A 20,443-nucleotide genomic window follows, 5' to 3' on the forward strand; every position below is an offset into this window, starting at 1 on the left:
TCCCAACTTTTTAGAATCTATAAATCACTTCTTTCTGGAAACCATCAAGCATTTTTTCTGCTTTTTCGTAGTCTTTGGTGAAACCTAAAATATAGCCACCACCACCACTTCCACAAAGTTTAAGGTAATACGCATTAGAATCTAAACCTTTTTTCCAGATGTTGAAAATACTTTCAGGAATCATCGGACGGAAATGTTCGTAAGCCCAGTGAGAAAGCTTTTTAAGGTTTCTAAAAAACGGATTCATATCTTTTTTAAGGAAAGATTCGATACAAGCGTTATTGTAACGAATAAACTCTTCTTTCAATGTTTTACGGAAACCTTCGGTCTTCATTTTTTCAAAGAAAATCTGAATCATCGGTCCTGTTTCGCCTGTAATTCCTGAATCGATTAAGAAAATTGCTCCTTTTCCTTGTTCTTCTTTTGGAATCGCTACTTTATCTAAATTTTCTTTATTTTCGATAAGAATCGGAAGATTCATGTAGCAGATCAAAGGATCCATTCCAGAACTTTTACCGTGGAAATAGCTTTCCATTTCGCCAAAAACGGCTTTTATATTTTTAAGGTTTTCTTTTGAAATACTTTCAGGATCATGTTTTGTGAAGCTGTATTTTTCGAAAATTGCAGCAACCAAAGCTCCTGAACTTCCCACCCCATATCCTTGAGGAATATTAGAATCGAAGAAAAGTCCGTTTGAAATATCTTCTTTTAAACGGTTTACATCTAATCTGAATTGTTCGGGAAGACTTAAATTCTCCAGAAAATCAGCATATTTTTGTAAATGCTCATTTGATTTTTTCTCAAATTCTGAATCTGAGTCTGAAAATTTTAAAGTGCCTTTATAAAAGCTGTAAGGAACTACAAGACCTTGTGAGTCTTCTATCATTCCGTACTCTCCGAAAAGGATAATTTTAGCGTAAAATAAAGGGTTCGTCATTTTGTGTTAAAAATCTTTATGCAAAGTTACTATTATTCTGCTGAATATTAACAAATTTTAAGCCATTCTACAACTTATATCTTTGTTTTTAAGAATCTGATAAGAATTGCACCCGTCGCAAAAAATGCTGACATTGAGATAAATGCATATTGCATATTATGAAACCTTTGAATAAACACACTGAAAATAAGCATTCCGCAAATGATTGCAATTTTTTCAAGTACATCATAAAAACTGAAATACGTTGTGTTTTCCATAGAATTTTCAGGTAAAAGTTTTGAATAAGTTGATCTCGACATTGCCTGAAGACCACCCATTACCAAACCAATTAGACCCGCCAATCCGTAAAACTGAAGCTGTACATTTGGATTTTCTTTATTTAAAGAATAAGCAGATAAACAACAGGCAATCCAGATAAACAACAGGCAATCCAGATAATCACAGCAATGGTAATCACGTTTTTGTTTCCAATTTTTTTAGATAATCTTGAAAATAAGAATGCTCCGAAAATCGCAATGATCTGAATAACTAAGATTGTAATGATCAATTTGTATTTATCAACTTCTTTAGGAAATATCACTGTACTTCCGAAAGGAACTGCCATTAAAAATATGGTCTGCATTCCGACACTGTAAAAGAAGAAACTCGACAAGAAAAATTTCAAAGCTTTATCTGAAAAAAGCTTGTTTCCCACTCTGAATAATTCTCTGAAACTCTCTTTCGCAATATCTTTATAGAAACTGATATTATCTTTTAAAACTTCAAAAAAGCCTCCTTGCTCTTCATGCTTTTTAAAAATATTCTTATAATTTAAAAGCACTAAATCTTTAGGAAGTTTCTCCTTCACATCTCCAAACTGCGGTAAATGTTTGAATGTATATTGTGAGAAACCAAACCACCAAGCTCCTGTTAATAAAAAGCTAATTCTGATATAAATTTTAGCCTGATCCGGTCCTTTTGCAACCACCTGAATTAAAACCAAACAGATAATCAATAAAACTACAGAACCAATATAACCGTAAATATATCCTTTTGCAGATAATGCGTCCTGTTTATCGGGAGTAGCGATATCTGGTAAAAATGAGTTGTAAAACACCAAACTTCCCCAAAAACCTACACTCGCCGTAATACTGAAAAGGAGTCCTAAAAAGACGTTTTCCATACCTGTAAACATGGCCAATCCCATACAAGAAGTTGCCCCCAAATAACAGAAAAACTGAAGAAATGACTTTTTATTTCCAATTGTATCTGCCAAAGAAGATAAGAATGGAGACAATAGTACCACTAAAAAGAATGAAATAGCGTAAGAAAAACTTAAAACCGCTTCCGGTTCATAAGCTTCTCCAAAAACCTTGATCATATTTCTCACAGGAATTTCCTGAATTTCTCCTGCTTCCGGAACAAATTCCTTTTTATTGTAAGCAGTCGTGAGAATTGTATAGTAAATTGGGAATATCGCAGACGTAATTACCAAAGAATACACAGAGTTTGCCCAGTCATAGACTGCCCAAGCTTTCATGATCTTTGGATTATTCTTTATATTTTGAGTTGGTTGAATTTCAGTTTCAGACATTTTCAAACGAATTAGTTGCACAAAAATAGAAAAACCGTTGAACATTCGGCTGTTTTTATTTTTTTTAGTCTAAATTTTATTGATTTGTTAAAATTAGAAGTGATTAAAAAATGTATAAGCATTAACAAAGGTGTCGCTCCTACGGAGCTTAATATCTTTTAGCACCTTTATCTACAAAGGTTTTTGCTCCTACGACGCAAGTTTTAGTTCAAATATTTTAAAAGAGAAAATTTAAAATTCAGACATAAAAAAAACCAAAAACACGAATGCTTTTGGTTTTCAATATAACAATAAACTAAATTTACATATTTTCAATAACGATTGCAGATGCACCACCGCCTCCATTACAGATAGCTGCAGCACCGTATTTAGCGTTATTTTGTTTTAAAACGTTGATTAACGTTACGATGATTCTTGAACCAGAACTTCCAAGTGGATGTCCTAAAGCTACCGCTCCACCGTTTACGTTTACTTTAGCAGCGTCTAATCCTAAGATTTTATTGTTTGCCAAGCCAACTACAGAAAAAGCCTCGTTGAATTCGAAGAAATCGATATCTGAAATTTCAAGACCTGCTTTTTTAAGAGCGATTGGTAAAGCTTTTGCAGGAGCTGTGGTAAAATTTTCTGGCTCGTGAGCTGCATCAGCATAAGAAACAATTTTTGCCAAAGGCTTCAATCCTAATTCTTCCATTTTCTCTTTAGAAACAAGGATTAGAGCAGAAGCACCATCATTTAAAGTAGATGCATTCGCTGCAGTAACCGTTCCTTCTTCTTTTTTGAAAACTGTAGGAAGCGTAGGAAGTCTGTCGAAATTTACTGCTTTATACTCTTCATCTTCAGCGAAAATGATAGGATCCCCTTTTCTCTGTGGAATTGAAACAGGAACAACTTCTTCAGCGAATTTCCCTTCGCTCCAAGCTTTTGCAGATCTTGTGTAAGATTGTATTGCAAAATTATCCTGATCTTCTCTTGTAATGCTATAATCTGTTGCACATTTTTCTGCGCAAACTCCCATGTGAACTTTGTTGTAAACGTCTGTAAGACCATCCAGAATCATTCCGTCCTGCATTTTTACATCGCCTAATTTTGTAGCATTTCTTGCATTGTAGTAATGAGGAACCATTGACATGTTTTCCATGCCTCCTGCAACAATTACGTCTGCATCACCTGCTTTAATTGCCTGTGCCGCCATTGAAACAGCTTTCATTCCTGAAGCACACACTTTATTGATTGTAGTAGACGGAGTTTCGTTTGATAATCCTGCACCTAAAGCAACCTGTCTTGCCGGAGCCTGACCTTCACCTGCCTGAAGCACATTTCCCATATAGATTTCCTGAACGTTTTTGGGGTCAAGGTTTATTTTATCTAATGCTCCTTTTACCGCTGCAGCTCCTAATTTTGTAGCAGGAACTGTAGCTAAACTTCCCATAAAACTTCCAATTGGAGTTCTTACTGCAGAAACGATGAATACTTCTTTCATATCTTTTTTAATTTTATTAATTAATTTTTAGTTGAATTGAATGATAAAAAATTTATTGCGCTTTCGGCTTATTTTTAACAAAAAGCATAATAAGAGCTCCCAAAAACTCTACCAACCAGCCCCATTTTAGTTTTACTGTTCCTGCCAAAGCATTAGTCCAAGATTTAAATGGTAAAAAACTGAAATAGCTTGCTGCTTGATATTTTACTGCAAATAAAGTAAATACAAAAAGTATCAATAGAAATACCGCAAAAGTATTGACTAAAACCGAACGGTTATTTACAATCCCGAAAACGGCGCAGGCACAGAATATCCAGCAAAATATTGCCAGATAGTGATCGAGTTGCCAATAGTTCCAATTTCCGATGATAGGAACATGAACAAGCGGAAGAAAACTTCCTACAATCACTAAGATTAATCCTAAAAGCTGTAAATTTTTCATTGTTCTTAAAATGCCAAAATACGAAAAAAAACATACTTTTTATAAGTATGTTTTAAAATCAAATAATTAAAACTTAAACCTCAGTTTAGGTAAAATTATCTACTAAAAATTATTGATTATTTAATATTGATTTAATTATATTAATAATTTAAAAATCAATACAATGTAATTCTAAACCAATTTACAGTCCATATTAACTATTTAACAAGCTATTATCATTAAAAGTATTGTAAAATATTTCTGAAAACTAAAACGTCAATGCCCAAAGATCTATACCAATTTGTACTCCTTTTTTATTGCGAATTAATGCATCATTATTGAAAATAGGTGTAAAATCTTTCATCACATAAATATTAAACCCGAAGTATTCTATCGAAATTTTACCTCCAAATATAAATGGATTTAATCCTTTTGATACGGCTTCACGGTTATAAACACGATTTCCAAAATCATTTTTATATTGAAGATGAATTTTGTCATTTATTTTAGTTCCACCATAAAGCCCTACTCCTACACGCAATTGTTTTTTGGTATTATCGATATAGCTTACGCCTTTATAATCTTTATATTTTGGATTTAATACGAAAATCGTTTCTACCGGAATATAAATATAGTCGGTTCTCAACCAAGCGCTTTTAAGGTTATTCCCTGTAAACTCTGTCAAATAAAGGTTTTTATCATCTTGAGCAAAAATTCTGTCATTGGAAGGAACGATAGTTTCAAGTCTCCACCCTAATCCTACACGATAAAAAACAGGACTTGTCGTTTTACCTAGTTGATTTTCATAACGCAGAGAGAAGTTTCCGGACATAGAGTTTTTCAGTTCATTTCCTTTAGAAAAATTGAAAAACTTTTTATCGGTAAAATTGATCATAGAGATCCCTGCAACGTATCCAAAACTTTCCAGATAATTTTTAGGATCTTCAGGCTCGTCAAACTCAGGTTGTTCAAATGTAAGATCCAGTAAAGCGCCTCTTGCTGTTCTGAATAAATTATTATTTTTAGTAAGATTGCTTTTGAAAAGTGCTCTTCTTACCGTTTTCCCTGTTATTTCTTCGTATTCATCTTTTTGTCGATCGATCTCGTCATTAATAATCGCTTCGTATCGAATGGCTGCTATATTTTTCTGTTCATTCATCTCACTTTCAGAGATCTCACCAGCTTTCATTTTCTTTTCAAGCAAATCAAACTCAGCATTCATTTTGTTTCGTTCTTCAACAACCACACTGTCGATTTTGTTTGTATAATTTTCCATCTGTTTTCTCAAAGTTGTTTTACTTTGGGAAAAACCGATTAAGAATAGAAACACAAAAGCTCCTGTTAATAGTATTTTTTGTTTCATATTTGATGAATTATTTTTGTTCGCTTGTATTGTTATTACTACCGTTAAAAATGGTAATAAACTCTGGACTTACATTGATTCTGTTAATCATAATAATACCAAGTCTTTTCACATTTTCCTGAGCATTCTCTTTCTTTTCAATGCTGTATTTTCGCTGAAAAATCAGATCATTTGCTGTGATATATTTTACTTTAGCTTCTTTTACAGCAGGTTGGGCTGTTGCTAACTGAGGAGATTCGGGAATTAGCTGTTCAGGTTTATTATTAATCTCAATCTCAGATTTTATACTAATTTGAGTTTCTGCATTGGTCATTTTCGGAGTTTCTTTTAAGACTTCAGATTGGCTTTGAACCAATATCTCCGATTGTTTTTTCTGAGTCTTTTCTGATTTAATAATTATTTCAGAAATATTATTGAGTTCTTCATTTTTATTATCTGCGACAACCTCAATATTCTCTGTTGGTTTACTATTACTTTCCACAGCTTTTTTAACCGCAATTATTTCTTCAGGTTTTAGAAGCCGATCAGAATTATAATAAAACAAAGCTCCAAATGAGAGTAAAAGAACAATTACTGCAGCATATTTCCACCACTGAAACAGTGGTTTTTGTACCGTTTCAGAATCATTATCTAATCCAAGTTCGATTTGATTCCAAAGACTTGCAGAGGGCTTTATTTCGAGGTTTTCGTAATCAGTTTTTAACGGTTTCCGTATGTTTTTGTCCATTTTCTTTTGCTTTTAAATAATCTGCAATCCACTTTTTGGCTTTGCTGAGTTGGCTTTTGCTGGTTCCTTCAGAAATATTCAGAATTTCAGCAATTTCCTGATGTTTTTTATCTTCAAAAACATAGAGATTAAAAATCAATCGGTAACCAGTCGGCATTTGAGAAAAAATTTCTTCGATATTAATTTTGTTTAGACTTTCATCTAATTCCTCTTCCGGATAATCATCGGCAATTTCGATATCTGAATAAAGAATATTCTTATTTTTCCTGACGAAGCTTATCGAATCGTTGACGACAATTTTCCTCAGCCAAAACGGAAAACTTTTCCAGTCTTTACAATCGTTGATTTTATTGAAACATTTCAGAAAAGCATTTAGTAAAATATCTTCAGCATCATGAATATTATTCGTATAAGAATTTGAAACTGCCAACATTTTAGCTGAAAACAAATCGTAAAGTGCTTTTTGGGCTCTCCGATCCTGTTTTTTGGCAAGTTTAAAATTCTCTTCTAAATGCTTCATTGATTAGTTTCTATCTATAAGACGGTACAATTTGAAAATGGTTGCCTAAAAGTAAAAAAAATTGCACTTTTTTTCAAAAGTGCAATGTAATATTTAAGTATCAATTCAATTAATGATTAATATTTTCGACAGCTTTAGGATCATGTTTATGTTTAAAAATAATAGCAAAAGCAATAGTTACTATTAACGCATAACCTGCAAAAATATACCATGAAGTTTGCCATCCTGCAAGTTGTAAAGAAGGGTCTGTTTGTGAGAAAACATAATGATTTACCACTTCCTGGGCTCCCAACATCCCAATTGTTGCCCCAAAACCATTAGTCATCATCATGAAAACTCCCTGTGCACTTGAACGAATGCTTTTATCTGTCTCTTTATCAACAAATAGTGATCCTGAAACATTGAAGAAATCGAATGCGATACCGTAAACGATCATTGATAAAACAAACATCCAAACTCCTCCTCCAGGATTTCCTGTTGCAAATAATCCGAATCTTAAAACCCAGGCAAACATTGCCATTAACATTACTTTTTTAATTCCATATCGTTTTAAAAAGAAAGGAATTAATAAGATACAAAGTGTTTCTGAAACCTGCGAAAGAGAAATTAAAGCATTAGCATTATTTGAGCCCCATGTATTTGCAAATTCAGGAATTTCTTTGAAACTCGTTATGAACGGATTTGCATAACCATTGGTAATCTGTAAAGAAACACCCAAGAACATTGAGAATATAAAGAAAATTGCCATTTTTTTCTCTTTAAACAAAGCAAAAGCCTTCAAGCCTAAAGCATCAGATAAAGTTCTTTTTTCATCACTTTTATTAACAGGACAATTCGGTAAAGTAAATGAATAAATAAAAAGAATAATTCCTAAAACACCCGAAACAAAAAATTGGCTGTAACTATTCTGAAAACTTGGGAAACCCGCTTCATTTGAAAAATTAAAACTAAAATTTCCATCTTGAATACCTGCAAAATTCACAAATAACATCGCACAGATAAAACCTACTGTTCCCAAAGTACGAATTGGTGGGAAAGACTTAATGGTATCATAATTATTATTTACCAAAACTGTGTACGCAACAGAATTGGAAAGTGCAATGGATGGCATATAGAAAGTGACACTTAAGCCGTAAAGAAGAAAAAGTTTTGAAAATTCAACATTTTCTCCTGCTGACATTCCATAATAACCTGCCCATATCAAAAAAACGGCTGCAAGAAAATGCGAAATGCCTAGAAGCTTTTGAGCTTGAATCCATCGGTCTGCAATAATACCCATAATAGCAGGCATAAAAATCGATACAATTCCTTGCATTGCATAGAATAGTCCAATTTTAGATCCCAATCCTACCGATCCCAAATAATTCCCCATGGAAGTAAGATAGGCTCCCCAAACCCCAAACTGTAGAAAGCTCAGGATGGTCAATCGTAATTTTAAATTCATTTTTTAATTGTAAATATCTCTTTAATCTATTTTCTTTTTTCGCCTTTTGATTTCCTCCTGAATTTCAAGAGCAGTATCAAAATCTTCTTCTTTTACAGCTTCATCCAACAATTTCTGCAATTCGTCCATTGAAGCAGAGGTTAAACTGTCTTCGGCATCAATGGTTTCAGAGAAAGTTTCATCTTCTTTAGCCACTTCTTCCAATTCCAGTAAAATTCCGGCTTCGTTTAAAACTTGCTGTGTGGTATAAATTGGTGCATCGAATCTTACTGCCATTGCGACAGCATCTGAAGTTCTAGCATCAAGAATAAGCTCTTCCTCGGTTTCGGAATTTTTAAAATTGATATTCGAAAAGAAAACACCGTCTACAATCTGATAAATGATTACAGAAATCAATTTATAATGGGTAGAAATAATAAATTTTGTAAATAAATCGTGCGTAAGGGGACGTGGCGGATGAATATCTTTTTCTAAGCCTAAAGAAATGGATTGCGCTTCAAAATTACCGATAACCACGGGTAATTTAATGTTTGTTTCCTCATGTTCCAATAGCAATGCGTAAGCCCCAGACTGGGTCTGGCTGTACGATATTCCGCGTATGATTAGCTGTTTATAATCCATGACTACAAATATAAATTAATTTTTTATTGTAGGTTTTACTTTTTAGACAAAAATAAAAGCCCGGAAGCCGAGCTTTTATTGTATTTATTGAAATTATGAATAGTCAAATGTCAATTCACTTCATTGTCAATTTTAAAAATTCACTATTGACCTGCGAAGTAGAATTCACTATTAACCTTTCTATCCTTTAAGAGCTTTAATTTTCTCAGTTAATGCAGGGATAATCTGGAAAGCATCTCCTACAACACCGTAATCAGCTGATTTGAAGAACGGAGCTTCAGCATCACTGTTGATTACAACGATTGTTTTAGAAGAGTTTACTCCAGCTAAATGCTGAATCGCTCCAGAAATACCGATTGCAATATAAAGATTAGGTGCAATTGCTTTACCAGTTTGTCCAACGTGCTCTGTGTGAGGTCTCCATCCGATATCTGAAACCGGTTTTGAACATGCCGTTGCAGCACCTAAAACATTTGCTAAATCTTCTACCATTCCCCAGTTTTCAGGACCTTTCATTCCTCTACCTGCAGACACTACTACTTCAGCTTCTTTTAAGTCTAATTTACCTGAACTTTGCTCGTGAGAGATTACTTTAGTATCTTCATTAGCAACAGAAAGATTTTTCACTTCTTCTGAACCAGAAACTGCATTTTCTTTAACACCGAAAGCGTTTTGAGAAACAGTAAGGATCACTCCTGTTCCTTCAGCTTTTGCATGCATGAAACCTTTCCCAGAGAATGCCTTTCTTTTCACCTGAAAAGGAGCTTGACTTTCAGGAGCTTCCAAAACATTGGTAATAAGAGAATAATTTTTCATTACAGCCAACATTGGCGCTACAGAAGAAGCATCTGTTGTGTGAGGAAAAACAAGGATATTTCCGTCTGCAACTTCACTTAGCGCTTGTGCATAAGCTTTTGCCGAGAAATTTTTAAGACCCTCGTCTTTGATGTTGATTACGTTTGTTGCTCCATATTTATACAATAAATCTGAAGAATCTGTTGGGTTTACAGAGATCGCTGTAACGGTATCACCCGCCTGATCTGCCACTGCTTTAGCATAAGAAACTGCCTCAAAAGCTGCTTTCTTGTAAACTCCATTTATATTTTCTGCGTATACGAATACTGCCATTTTTTTAATTTTTAGGTTTTAGGAATTAGATGTTAAAAATTAGGTTAGAAATAGTTTTAAACTATGACCTTATACCTAAAATCTGTTATCTTTTTTTAAATTACTTTAGCTTCCTCGTGAAGAAGTCTTACTAACTCATCTAAATTATCAGGAGAAACGATTTTCACAGCTGCTCTTGGCGGAACAGAGTCATAAGATACACCCTGAACTTTCACTTCAGAAGAAGTAGGCTCTACCACCTGCAAAGGTTTTGTTCTTGCAGACATAATCCCTCTCATGTTTGGAATAATCAAATCTTTTTCGTCAACTAATCCTTTCTGACCAGCGATTACAGCAGGCAATTTAACAGAAATAGTTTCTTTACCACCTTCAATTTCTCTCACTGCAGTCGCTTCAGCTCCGTTCACATCTAAACCAACAGAAGCGTTTACGAAAGGTTGATTCAACAACTGAGCAACCATTCCAGGAACAGAACCACCGTTATAATCAATTGATTCTTTACCACAAAGAATTAAGTCGTATCCTCCATTCTGTGCTACAGAAGCAATTTCTTTCGCTGTAGAATAGCTATCTTTCGGGTCAAGATTTACTCTTACTCCGTCATTTGCACCAATTGCCAAAGCTTTTCTGATTACCGGCTCAGTTCCAGCATCTCCTACGTTTAAAACCGTAACTGTAGCTCCCTGAGATTCTTGTAACTTGATCGCTTTTGTTAATGCGAACTCATCTAACGGATTGATTACCCACTGAATTCCGTTTTTGTCGAATGCAGATTTATCTGCTGTAAAATTGATTTTTGAAGTAGTATCTGGAACACTACTGATGCAAACTAATATTTTCATATGTTGTTTTAATTATTTTCATTTACCATATGTCACCTTACGGCTCCATGTGTGTTATAAATTTTTATTTTCAGCCTATTAAAATCCTGAGATTTTTGGAAGCTGTTTTTGTTTGTTAAGTTTTGTAAATATAAATAAAAAATATATTATGCATGCATAATACTTATTTAATTATTATTCAGCGCATTATAAGTTTCTAAGACTTTGGTTTTGTTGCTCTAAACTCAATCTTGCTTGGTAAAACTCTTTGGTTCATCTTCAAAATATCCAGTACCAAGCTCCCCATATCTTCGGGCTGAATTTTCCAGGCATCTTTTTCTGACGGAACATTCCCATTAAAATGGGTTGCTACAGAACCCGGCATAATAACAGTAGATTTAATATTATACTTTCTCAAATCAATCATTGCAGCTTGGGTGAAGCCTACCACGCCAAATTTAGAAGCATTGTAGCCGGCTCCGTTTTCGAAGAAATTAGCTCCTGCTAAACTTGAAATCGTGATATAATACCCTTCAGTTTTCTTTAATTCTTCAACTGAAGCTTTTAAAGTATGAAATACTCCGGTTAAGTTGGTATCAATCATCTCATTCCATTCTTCAGAACTTAGCTCATCAACCGGTTTAAAGATCCCCAATCCTGCATTTGCAATTACAAAATCTAATCTTCCGAATTTTTCTATGATGTTTTTAACTGCATTAAATTCACTATCTAAATTTTTAACATCCGAAACCAATCCCAAAACATTAGTTGAATATTGTTTTAATTCATTTTCTACTTTTTCGACATCCTCTTTCTTTCTCCCCGAAAATGCAACAGAAACATCATTTTGAAGCAATATTTTTGCAATTCCGTATCCTACTCCTTTTGTTCCTCCTGTAATATAAGCTACTTTATTTTCTATCATCAATTAATTTTTTAAAACCCTAAAATAACAAAAACGCCCCAATTGGAGCGTTTTTAATATACTGAGATTGGTCAGTAATTTATTTTTTGATAATTCTGTCAGATATTCTTCCTTTTGGGGTAGTGACGTTAATTAAATATACTCCTGCTGCCAAATTACGTAAATCAACTTTATTGTCATTCACTCCGACATTTAATTTTTTACCAGAAAAATCAAAAACTTCGATAGAATTTATTTTATCTGTTGATTCAACGATAGCAAAATCTGACGTCGGGTTTGGATAAAGCTTGTAAGAAATTTTTTTTACATCTGCTTCCGATGTACCTAAAACTCCACTTACAACTTGAATACCATCGAAGTAAGCAGAACTATTATAATTGTCATTTGTTATAGCCAAATTACCAACCATTGTACCTCCAACAACAAAACCTGTGTAAATCAATGTTCCGTTCTGATAATATTTTGCTTCGTTATTAACAAAATCCAACTCTATTTTGTAAGTATTCCAACTTCCTCTAGTAAAATCAGCATTAGTATCTACAAAAGCCAAAGATAGAGGGTCTGGCCCATCAATAACCTTGATATTTCCTTGGAAATCAAAATTCATTCTCGCATTAATTGTCTGCTGTGAGGGAGATTGGGGTGAGAAAAAGAAATCACACTCATCTCCAAGAGTAGCTGCTACAGTAAAATATGCATTAAACAAAACTGTAACAACCGAACCAGTAGTCGATACGGTAGGGCTAATGGCCCCTGCTGAAGAATGTACAGTTCCGTTATTACCTGTAATTTTCAATGACTGAGTTCCCGGATTTGCCTGTTCAGCCGTTACTGCACCTATATATGCGGCTGAAGTACCACCCCAACCAGCCTGCCCGGCGATTGGTCCTACTGTAAAACCCTGAGCGGTTTCAAAACTGTAATTCATTTGTGCACTATGTAGTGCAAAAGTGGATAAAAATCCAGCTAGTAGAATTTTTTTCATAAACTTAATATTTAATTATTTTTTTCGTAAATATATAAAAAAAATCACACATTCATGACAATATATTCCTAAAAAAAAATATTCTTTAAGAAAAACTTCTAAAGAAGAATTATTTAATAAATTAATTTGCTTTTTACAATTACGAATAATTCTCAAAAAACATTGGGACACTCTCAATTCCTTTATAGCAATTAAACGATATGCAATGTTTAGAATCAAAAAACGTTCTACCGCAAAGTCAGAAATTTATTTTTTTATGAATTTCTCTGTAGAGATACCATCTTTTGTTTCAACATTGATTAAGTAAATTCCTGCAGGAAGACTTCTAACGTCAATTTTATCATCTTTTAATTTTACATTTACTTTTTTACCTGTTATATCTACAACAGAAACGGTATTGATTTTAGAATCTGTTTTGATGTTTAGGATGTCGGAAGTAGGATTTGGATAGATTGATAGCATGTTTTTTATAATTTTCACATCATCTTTTGTAGATAATACACCCCCTTCATTATTAATGGCAATTCTATCAATATAAGCGCTTCCAGAATAGTTATCATGCACAAAAGCCATTTCATCAAAATTATAATTCAGGAAGAAATTACCTGTATAAATTTGAGTATCATTTAAATAATATGTAAGTCCTGTAGCTGTACCAACAATTTTTACACGATACCAGATATCAGCACTCCATGTTCCAGTGGTAGTCGCAAATGTGGATGATGTACCAGTAGTTTGTGCAGCAACAATCCCTCCTGTTTTATTAAATCTCAATCTTATTACATAAACTCTTCCTGCTGCACCATTTCCTATTGTCTGAAATTCATAAAGTGATGCAGTAGACGCTTTCTCTGTAATTCGAATATCAAATGAAATAGTAAAATTATTGTATGCTAGGGATGAGCCAATCGGTTTAAAAGCTCCTATTACTGCATTGTTTTGCTCTACAAAAGCAGCCTCTTTTGTAATTTTTAAAGATCTTGCTCCTCCTACAAATTGTTCTGTAGAAACTGTTTGACCAGATACATTAGGTGAACCTACTCCAATCGCAGTACTTCTCCATCCTTGCTGTGTATCAATATTTGCAGTTGTATATCCTTCACTCTCTTCAAAAGAAATTAACTGCTGAGAAAACGCTAATTGAGAAACTCCTATCAGCATAGAAAATAAAACTCTCTTCATAAACTTAATTTTTGGTTATTTTTTCGCAAATATATAGAAAACTCACACACCCATGATAACATATTTAATAAAATACTCCTCAAGAAAAGCTTCTTAAGGAGTATTTTTAATAAATTAATTCACTTTTTAAGACTTCGAATAATTCTCAAAAAACATTGGAATACTCTCAATTCCTTTATAGAAATTAAATAAACCGTAATGCTCATTTGGTGAGTGAATCGCATCAGAATCTAAACCAAATCCCATCAATACAGATTTAGCTCCCAAAACCTGCTCAAACATTGAGGTAATTGGGATACTTCCGCCGCCTCTGTAAGGAAGAACTTCTTTACCGAAAGCAGATTGCATTGCATTTTTAGCTGCTAAATATTCTTTTGTATCCGTAGGTAATACATAAGGCATACCTCCATGATGCGGAGTTACTTTTACTCTCACATTTGCTGGAGCAATTTTTTCAAAATATTTTGTAAACTTTTCTGTAATTTCTTCAGGAGTCTGATACGGAACCAAACGCATCGAAATTTTAGCTGAAGCTTTAGACGGAATTACCGTTTTTGCTCCTTCACCTGTATAACCGCCCCAAATTCCGTTGCAGTCTAGTGTTGGACGAATTGAAGTTCTCTCTAAAGTTGTATATCCTTTTTCACCTTCCACATCATTTAAACCAATAGATTTTTTAAATTCAGCAGGATTGTCTTTCAGCTTATTCATTTCAGCTCTTTCTTCATCAGAAACAGTTTCTACGTTGTCATAAAAACCATCAATTGTGATTTGTCCGTCATCGTCAATCAGCTTAGCAATCATTCTTGAAAGCACATGAATAGGGTTAGGAACTGCACCACCGTAAAGCCCGGAATGCAAATCTCTGTTGGGTCCTTCAACTTCAACTTCCACATAACTCAACCCTCTTAACCCTGTTGTAACAGTCGGTTGCTCATTGCTATAAATATGGGTATCAGAAATCAATATGCAGTCACAAGAAAGCTTTTCTTTGTTTTCATTTACCCAGTCACCTAAACTTACAGAACCTACTTCTTCCTCGCCTTCTAAAATAAATTTCACATTACAAGGCAGAGAGTTGGTCTTCATCATCGCTTCAAATGCTTTTACCTGCATAAAAAACTGCCCTTTATCATCTGCTGAACCTCTTGCAAAAATAGCTCCTTCAGGATGAAGATCAGTTTTCTCGATATAAGGCTCAAAAGGTGGTTTTTTCCACAGTTCTAAAGGATCTGCAGGTTGTACATCATAATGACCATACACCAATACTGTAGGAAGATTTTCGTCAATCAGTTTTTCACCAAAAACAATAGGATATCCTTTTGTTTGGCATATTTCAACGTTGTCTGCTCCTGCATTTTTAAGGAATTCTGCACAAACCTCTGCACACTTTATAACGTCGTTGCTGTAGGCCGGATCGGCAGAAATAGAAGGAATTCTAAGTAACTCAAACAATTCATCTACGAAACGCTGCTTGTTTTCGTTGATGTAATTTAATGTTTCTTGCATTGTAAATTAAATTTTGTTAAAATTAAAAAAATTGTATCGCCACAGCAAACAAATTAGCTTTAATTTCTTTTGAAAAAAATTAATCTTGTTTCAACAAAAAAATCCTGCAAAAAAGCAGGATTCATATATTGTATTTTCAGAAAATTAGTGCGCTGCTTTTGCAGGCTCTTCTTTCTTTGCAGTAGTAGAATCAGTTTTTGGAGCTTCAGTTCCGTGCGCGTCTTTAGCTGGTTCTGCATGAGCAGGAGTCGTCGCTTCGTGAGCAGTTCCATGAGCTTCTGAACCACCTTGATGAGCATCAGAATATCTTTCTGTACCTTCTTCCAATTTGATGATATTTTTATTCCCTCCAGCCTGGATTTTTTTACAGCTTACCGCTACCGTTGCAAGAGCTAAACATATAACTAATTTTTTCATATGCAGATATTTATTTTTAAATCTAATGAAATCACTTTATCGATCAATGTTTGTTGCTCAAACAATCTTTGCGATTTCTTCTATAATTTTTTATTGCCCAAAAGTAAGAAATATTGCATTTTTCGGCAACATTTTTAGACTGATTTTAATATTATTTTACCTTTTTTGGATTGTGTAAAAATAAGATACCGATTTCCGCCATCTTTTAACTGATATTTCTTCTTGATTTCCTCAGGTTTTAAAGGATAGTTTTTAGAAATCAAATTAAACTGTTCTTTCTTTTTAATCTGTTTTGAATCAACTACTTCCATCTCTAAAACTCTTCCCGGAAAGTCTTTAATTTTAACTTCACAAGTGTACAAATGAGTATTTGGATGCAGTTTTTTAAGTTTAAACTGGCTTGAAATTAAATTAAAAATTCCAGCTTTCAGAATCGTATTATTTGGAATATAAATAAATCTCTGCGGCTCAGAATATTCGGCAAAAGCATTCTTTTCAGAATTAATATTAAAACTAAAACTTCTCTCCTCGCTTTCAAGATTCACACAGTTACAAATTATATCTCCTGAAAAATTTTTAGAAAGGAAAACAACAATCTCTTTTACATCGTTTCTAACGGCAATAATTTCAATTTTAGAAATATTTTTTAAAACCGAAATCAGATATTTTAAATCAATTAAAGGAGACAGTTTTATAATAACTTCTTTCGAAATTGAGAGCAACTCATCCTGAATTTCCAGAATATTTGGTGAAAGGTCTTCAAGCAGAAAAACTTTATTTTTATTCTGATCTCTTCGAGCCGGATCGAGATAAATAACATCAAAATTTTCTTTGGTTTCATTAAGAAAATCTTCCAGCTTTATGTTGATGAAGGCCGCTTTCTTGCCCAAAACAGTCCAATTATGCTTTACAATTTCTAAAAGCTCTTTGTTTTGTTCGACTAAAGTAATCTCAACAAAATTTTTAGATAAATAATAAGCATCAATCCCGAAACCGCTTGTTAAATCGATGAATTTATTTCCTTTTAAAATTTCTGATTTGTAAAGCGCTGTTTTTTCGGAAGAAGACTGTTCAAGATTGAGTTGTGGCGGGAAAATAATTCCGTCTTTTAAAAGAAAAGGAAATTTTTTCTGAGCCACCAGCTTTCCTTTGATTTGTTGAACGATTTCCTGCATCGAAACATCAGGAAACGGGGATTTTTTTAATAACAAAGAATGCAAATCTGCATTAAGATTTGCATTGATATATTCTTGAATTTCAGAATTTAAAGTTTCTCTTTTCAAATCTATCTTTTATAAAAAATGTAGTCTGTAAGTAAAGGTTCAATTCCGTTTTGTTTGAGTAAAGAATTAATTTGTCCTCGGTGATACGTCGAGTGATTAATTGTATGAAAAAGCATCTCAAAAATACTGTTTTCAAACTTATTTCCTTTTGAGTTTTGGTATTCTATTTTTTGCTCAAAATCTGAATTCTCAATGATCTGAATACTCCTTAAAAAATTTTCATGATTAATTTCTTCCAAATTTTCAAAACTATTAATTTGCCAAACTTCAAAAGTTTTTTCTCCTACAATCCTTGAATTCCAGATTTGTTGAGCATTCAACGTATGATTGATTAAACCGATTGTTTTATCGTCTATTTTCGAAATATTTTCAGAGATAATTTTAATCATTTCCTTATTGGAATGATAAGTGTATTCAAATAAATCAATCAGTTTTTCTTTCATTATTCAAACATTTGAGCCCAACGAACTGCTTTTATTTCATTTTGGTTATACAATTCTTCAATTGATTTTTTCTGTTCTAATTTAGGGTATAAATTAACGCCAATCAGTTTTATTTTACCTTCTTCTACCCACTTTTGCTCTTCAACAGCATGATCGTAAATATTCTTCTGAATAATTCCTTGTTTTAAAGATTCCAGATAGCCTCCGTTTTCTTCGATTTCAACAAAGAAAGCCCAAGATTTCTCCGCAATCTGTTGGGTAATATCTTCAACATAATAGCTATTATTTGAGGCATCTTCAAAAACATTGATAATACTTTCGTACGCCAAAACAATCTGTTGTTTAAAAGAAATTTCTTCTGAATTTTCTGTGCTTTTTTCAACCAAATAATTGGTACTGTAAACTGCATCTGCTCCTCCAATCATCGCTGAAGCCAATTCTAAAGTAGAACGAATCAGATTATTTTCATTATCTGAAATGGCTTTATTTCTCAATGAAGTTTCAGCAAAAATATATGGAATTTCACCTAAACCATATTCTTTCGACAATTGATTGATTACCAGTTTAATAGCACGCACTTTGGCCATTTCAAAGAAATAATTTCCTCCTATGGCAATTCTGAAAATTAATTTATTGATAAGTTCAGCTCCATAAACTTCAATCAGTTCTTTTGTTTTTGCCAAAGCGATTCCCAATTGCTGATAAATTGCTGCTCCTGCATTTTGATGAAGCGAAATATCTACACAAATGTTTCGTTTAAAATCTTTTGCCAAAAGTTCTTTTACCAACTGATCATTAATTTCAGCATTTTTCTCATCAAAAACATCAATTAAAGAAAAATATTGATCTTCATCTTGCGGGCTGATGTGTTCTGCTAAATCTTTATTGTTTATAAAAACGGTTTTCCCTACAAGGTTTTCTACATTTTCATTTAATAGAAATGCGAAAACATCATCTTCCAAACTTTCGTGGTAACTGGCTACCAAATGGGTACTTTCCTCTATTTTCGGAAGGCTTACCATTGGTTTTTCAACAGAATTATAAAAAGGTTTTATATCAATTCCTTCTAAATTTTCTTTTTTCAGAATGGTGTATATATCTTCCGTTTTAAGTTGTTTTTTAACAAGATTTTCCCAGTTTGAGAAGGTTTCAGTATTTGACATAAATGATGGGTAATAGGTAATGAGTAATATAGATTCGCTTACTTATTTTAAATTGACAGTGAAGCTAATTGTCTATTTACAATTCACTTTAAAATTATTTTTTAGCAATATTTGCGCTATCTACAACAAGGATAAAAATTTCCTCGTTAGGCTTTTTCATAAAGTAATTTTCTCTGGCGTATTTTTCTTTTTCAGATTTATTATTCATCAGTTTTTTGTAGAATTTATCATTCTTTTCGTATTCTGATTTGTAATAATCGAGCTGTTCTTCGTATTTATTAATTTCGCCATTAAGCTCATGGATAACCAGAAAAGAAGTTTGATCAAAGAAAATCATCCACACCAAAAACAAGAAAATTGTCAGAATATATTTATTTAAAACATAACTCTGAAAAAATTTAAAAGTTTCCGATCTTGGTTTGATGTCTTTAATAAGCTCTTTCTCTGCCATTTTTAGTGTTTTCTTAATGAATTTTTAATAACCGTTGTTAAAAAATCTATCGCGACAGAATTCTGTCTCATATTGGGAATAATCAAATCAGCTTCATTTTTTGAAGGTTCGATAAATTCCTGATGCATAGGCTTCAAGGTAGTCTGATAACGGTGTAAAACCTCGTTCAGATCTCTTCCTCTTTCTTGTGTATCTCTCTTGATTCGCCTGATCAGTCTCTCGTCTGAATCGGCGTGAACGAATACTTTTAAATCAAATTCTTTGAGTAATTCCTTATTGGTTAAAACCAAAATTCCTTCAACGACCAAAACATTTTTTGGCTCAACGGTTACATGATCTCCTGTTCTTCCATGTGTTACGAAACTGTACATCGGTTGCTCGATTGTTTCGTTATTTTTCAACGCTTTTACGTGCTGAATCAATAAATCAAAATCAATAGATTTTGGGTGATCGTAGTTTAAAGCTTCTCTTTCTGTAAGCGTAAGATTATGATTATCATTATAATAATTATCCTGAGAAAGAATATTCATTCCCTCAATATCAAGCTGTTGAATAATTTTATCAACAACGGTAGTTTTGCCCGATCCTGTACCTCCGGCAATTCCTATTACAAGCATTCTATTTATTTCTTTAGAGTTTTTACAAAGATAGTATTTTAGATGAAATGAGATGTTAGAAATTAGAGGTTAGTTTAGATTCAAAAAAAACTCCGACAAAATTGTCAGAGCCTGTTTTTATACGATTTCGCTTGTTAAGCTTCTTGCTATTAATTTTTCGTGCATCGGTTTCAAAAAATCCATTGCGCCTGTTTTCACGGTGCATTTGCCTTTAAAATGAACCAACATTGTACATTGTTCTGCCTGTATTGGGTCGTGTTTGCAAATTTGAATTAATGCTTCAATCACATCGTCAAAAGTATGAATATCGTCATTATGCAGAATCAGCTTGTACACTTCGTCTGTATCATCCAAAACCAATACGTCTTCTTCGTACTTTCGTTTTGGATCTTCATAATCTTTTATGCTGTTATAAAAAATCATTATTTTATAT

The 20,443-nt window shown here is 33.2% G+C and carries 21 protein-coding genes and 1 pseudogene; all 22 read right to left on the reverse strand.

The window, feature by feature from the left end; all coding sequences use genetic code 11:
- Nucleotides 1–10: 10 nt before the first annotated feature.
- The 22 genes and pseudogenes from B5X64_RS07635 to B5X64_RS07740 all read right to left on the reverse strand — a co-directional run bounded on the left by B5X64_RS07635 (nucleotide 11) and on the right by B5X64_RS07740 (nucleotide 20,433).
- Nucleotides 11–937: a mevalonate kinase family protein gene (locus B5X64_RS07635; RefSeq protein WP_079464664.1), complete on the reverse strand. Its 927-nt coding sequence runs from the start codon at nucleotides 935–937 to the stop codon at nucleotides 11–13.
- Between the two features lie 74 nt (nucleotides 938–1,011).
- Nucleotides 1,012–2,510 (reverse strand): annotated as a pseudogene (locus B5X64_RS07640) (MFS transporter).
- A 301-nt stretch (nucleotides 2,511–2,811) separates the two neighbouring features.
- The gene (locus B5X64_RS07645; RefSeq protein ID WP_079464665.1) at nucleotides 2,812–3,990 is read right to left on the reverse strand and encodes an acetyl-CoA C-acyltransferase; all 1,179 of its coding nucleotides are present in this window, start codon (nucleotides 3,988–3,990) and stop codon (nucleotides 2,812–2,814) included.
- A gap of 52 nt (nucleotides 3,991–4,042) precedes the next feature.
- Nucleotides 4,043–4,432, reverse strand: a complete 390-nt coding sequence (locus tag B5X64_RS07650) for a hypothetical protein (protein WP_079464666.1) — start codon at nucleotides 4,430–4,432, stop codon at nucleotides 4,043–4,045.
- A 247-nt stretch (nucleotides 4,433–4,679) separates the two neighbouring features.
- Complete coding sequence (locus tag B5X64_RS07655) at nucleotides 4,680–5,774, reverse strand: hypothetical protein (protein ID WP_123920781.1); 1,095 nt, start codon at nucleotides 5,772–5,774, stop codon at nucleotides 4,680–4,682.
- Nucleotides 5,775–5,784: 10 nt separating this feature from the next.
- Nucleotides 5,785–6,501, reverse strand: coding sequence for a hypothetical protein (locus tag B5X64_RS07660; protein ID WP_079464668.1), 717 nt, complete (start codon nucleotides 6,499–6,501; stop codon nucleotides 5,785–5,787).
- Entirely contained in the window at nucleotides 6,467–7,021 is a 555-nt protein-coding gene (locus B5X64_RS07665; RefSeq protein WP_079464669.1) for an RNA polymerase sigma factor, read from the reverse strand. Before B5X64_RS07665 ends, B5X64_RS07660 begins: the two co-directional genes overlap by 35 nt.
- Nucleotides 7,022–7,130: 109 nt before the next feature.
- Nucleotides 7,131–8,465, reverse strand: coding sequence for an MFS transporter (locus B5X64_RS07670; protein ID WP_079464670.1), 1,335 nt, complete (start codon nucleotides 8,463–8,465; stop codon nucleotides 7,131–7,133).
- Between the two features lie 21 nt (nucleotides 8,466–8,486).
- Nucleotides 8,487–9,086, reverse strand: a complete 600-nt coding sequence (locus B5X64_RS07675; RefSeq protein ID WP_079464671.1) for a bifunctional nuclease family protein — start codon at nucleotides 9,084–9,086, stop codon at nucleotides 8,487–8,489.
- A 180-nt stretch (nucleotides 9,087–9,266) separates the two neighbouring features.
- On the reverse strand, nucleotides 9,267–10,214 hold the full coding sequence (locus B5X64_RS07680) for an electron transfer flavoprotein subunit alpha/FixB family protein (RefSeq protein WP_079464672.1): 948 nt from the start codon (nucleotides 10,212–10,214) through the stop codon (nucleotides 9,267–9,269).
- Between the two features lie 95 nt (nucleotides 10,215–10,309).
- Nucleotides 10,310–11,056: an electron transfer flavoprotein subunit beta/FixA family protein gene (locus B5X64_RS07685; protein WP_074229099.1), complete on the reverse strand. Its 747-nt coding sequence runs from the start codon at nucleotides 11,054–11,056 to the stop codon at nucleotides 10,310–10,312.
- Nucleotides 11,057–11,252: 196 nt separating this feature from the next.
- Nucleotides 11,253–11,960, reverse strand: a complete 708-nt coding sequence (locus B5X64_RS07690; protein WP_079464673.1) for an SDR family oxidoreductase — start codon at nucleotides 11,958–11,960, stop codon at nucleotides 11,253–11,255.
- 79 nt (nucleotides 11,961–12,039) lie between these two features.
- The gene (locus B5X64_RS07695) at nucleotides 12,040–12,888 is read right to left on the reverse strand and encodes a T9SS type A sorting domain-containing protein (RefSeq protein ID WP_164463408.1); all 849 of its coding nucleotides are present in this window, start codon (nucleotides 12,886–12,888) and stop codon (nucleotides 12,040–12,042) included.
- Between the two features lie 303 nt (nucleotides 12,889–13,191).
- Nucleotides 13,192–14,127: a T9SS type A sorting domain-containing protein gene (locus B5X64_RS07700; protein WP_079464675.1), complete on the reverse strand. Its 936-nt coding sequence runs from the start codon at nucleotides 14,125–14,127 to the stop codon at nucleotides 13,192–13,194.
- Between the two features lie 126 nt (nucleotides 14,128–14,253).
- A complete protein-coding gene (locus B5X64_RS07705; RefSeq protein ID WP_079464676.1) occupies nucleotides 14,254–15,636 on the reverse strand; it encodes a dipeptidase in 1,383 nt (460 codons plus the stop codon).
- Between the two features lie 144 nt (nucleotides 15,637–15,780).
- Nucleotides 15,781–16,053, reverse strand: coding sequence for a hypothetical protein (locus B5X64_RS07710; RefSeq protein ID WP_079464677.1), 273 nt, complete (start codon nucleotides 16,051–16,053; stop codon nucleotides 15,781–15,783).
- 134 nt (nucleotides 16,054–16,187) lie between these two features.
- Nucleotides 16,188–17,336, reverse strand: a complete 1,149-nt coding sequence (locus tag B5X64_RS07715) for a class I SAM-dependent methyltransferase (protein WP_228418802.1) — start codon at nucleotides 17,334–17,336, stop codon at nucleotides 16,188–16,190.
- Between the two features lie 2 nt (nucleotides 17,337–17,338).
- Nucleotides 17,339–17,779 carry a DinB family protein gene (locus tag B5X64_RS07720; RefSeq protein ID WP_079464678.1) on the reverse strand — a complete coding sequence of 147 codons (441 nt, stop codon included), beginning with the start codon at nucleotides 17,777–17,779 and terminating at the stop codon, nucleotides 17,339–17,341.
- Nucleotides 17,779–18,942 carry a methylmalonyl-CoA mutase family protein gene (locus B5X64_RS07725; RefSeq protein WP_079464679.1) on the reverse strand — a complete coding sequence of 388 codons (1,164 nt, stop codon included), beginning with the start codon at nucleotides 18,940–18,942 and terminating at the stop codon, nucleotides 17,779–17,781. The genes B5X64_RS07720 and B5X64_RS07725 overlap by 1 nt, the downstream gene beginning before the upstream one ends.
- Before the next feature lie 94 nt (nucleotides 18,943–19,036).
- Nucleotides 19,037–19,393 carry an FtsB family cell division protein gene (locus tag B5X64_RS07730; RefSeq protein WP_079464680.1) on the reverse strand — a complete coding sequence of 119 codons (357 nt, stop codon included), beginning with the start codon at nucleotides 19,391–19,393 and terminating at the stop codon, nucleotides 19,037–19,039.
- A gap of 2 nt (nucleotides 19,394–19,395) precedes the next feature.
- Entirely contained in the window at nucleotides 19,396–20,010 is a 615-nt protein-coding gene (udk, locus tag B5X64_RS07735; protein ID WP_079464681.1) for a uridine kinase, read from the reverse strand.
- 117 nt (nucleotides 20,011–20,127) lie between these two features.
- Nucleotides 20,128–20,433, reverse strand: a complete 306-nt coding sequence (locus tag B5X64_RS07740) for an ATP-dependent Clp protease adaptor ClpS (RefSeq protein WP_079464682.1) — start codon at nucleotides 20,431–20,433, stop codon at nucleotides 20,128–20,130.
- Nucleotides 20,434–20,443 lie beyond the last annotated feature (10 nt).

Source organism: Chryseobacterium balustinum (assembly GCF_900168205.1).
Taxonomy (GTDB): Bacteria; Bacteroidota; Bacteroidia; order Flavobacteriales; family Weeksellaceae; genus Chryseobacterium; species Chryseobacterium balustinum.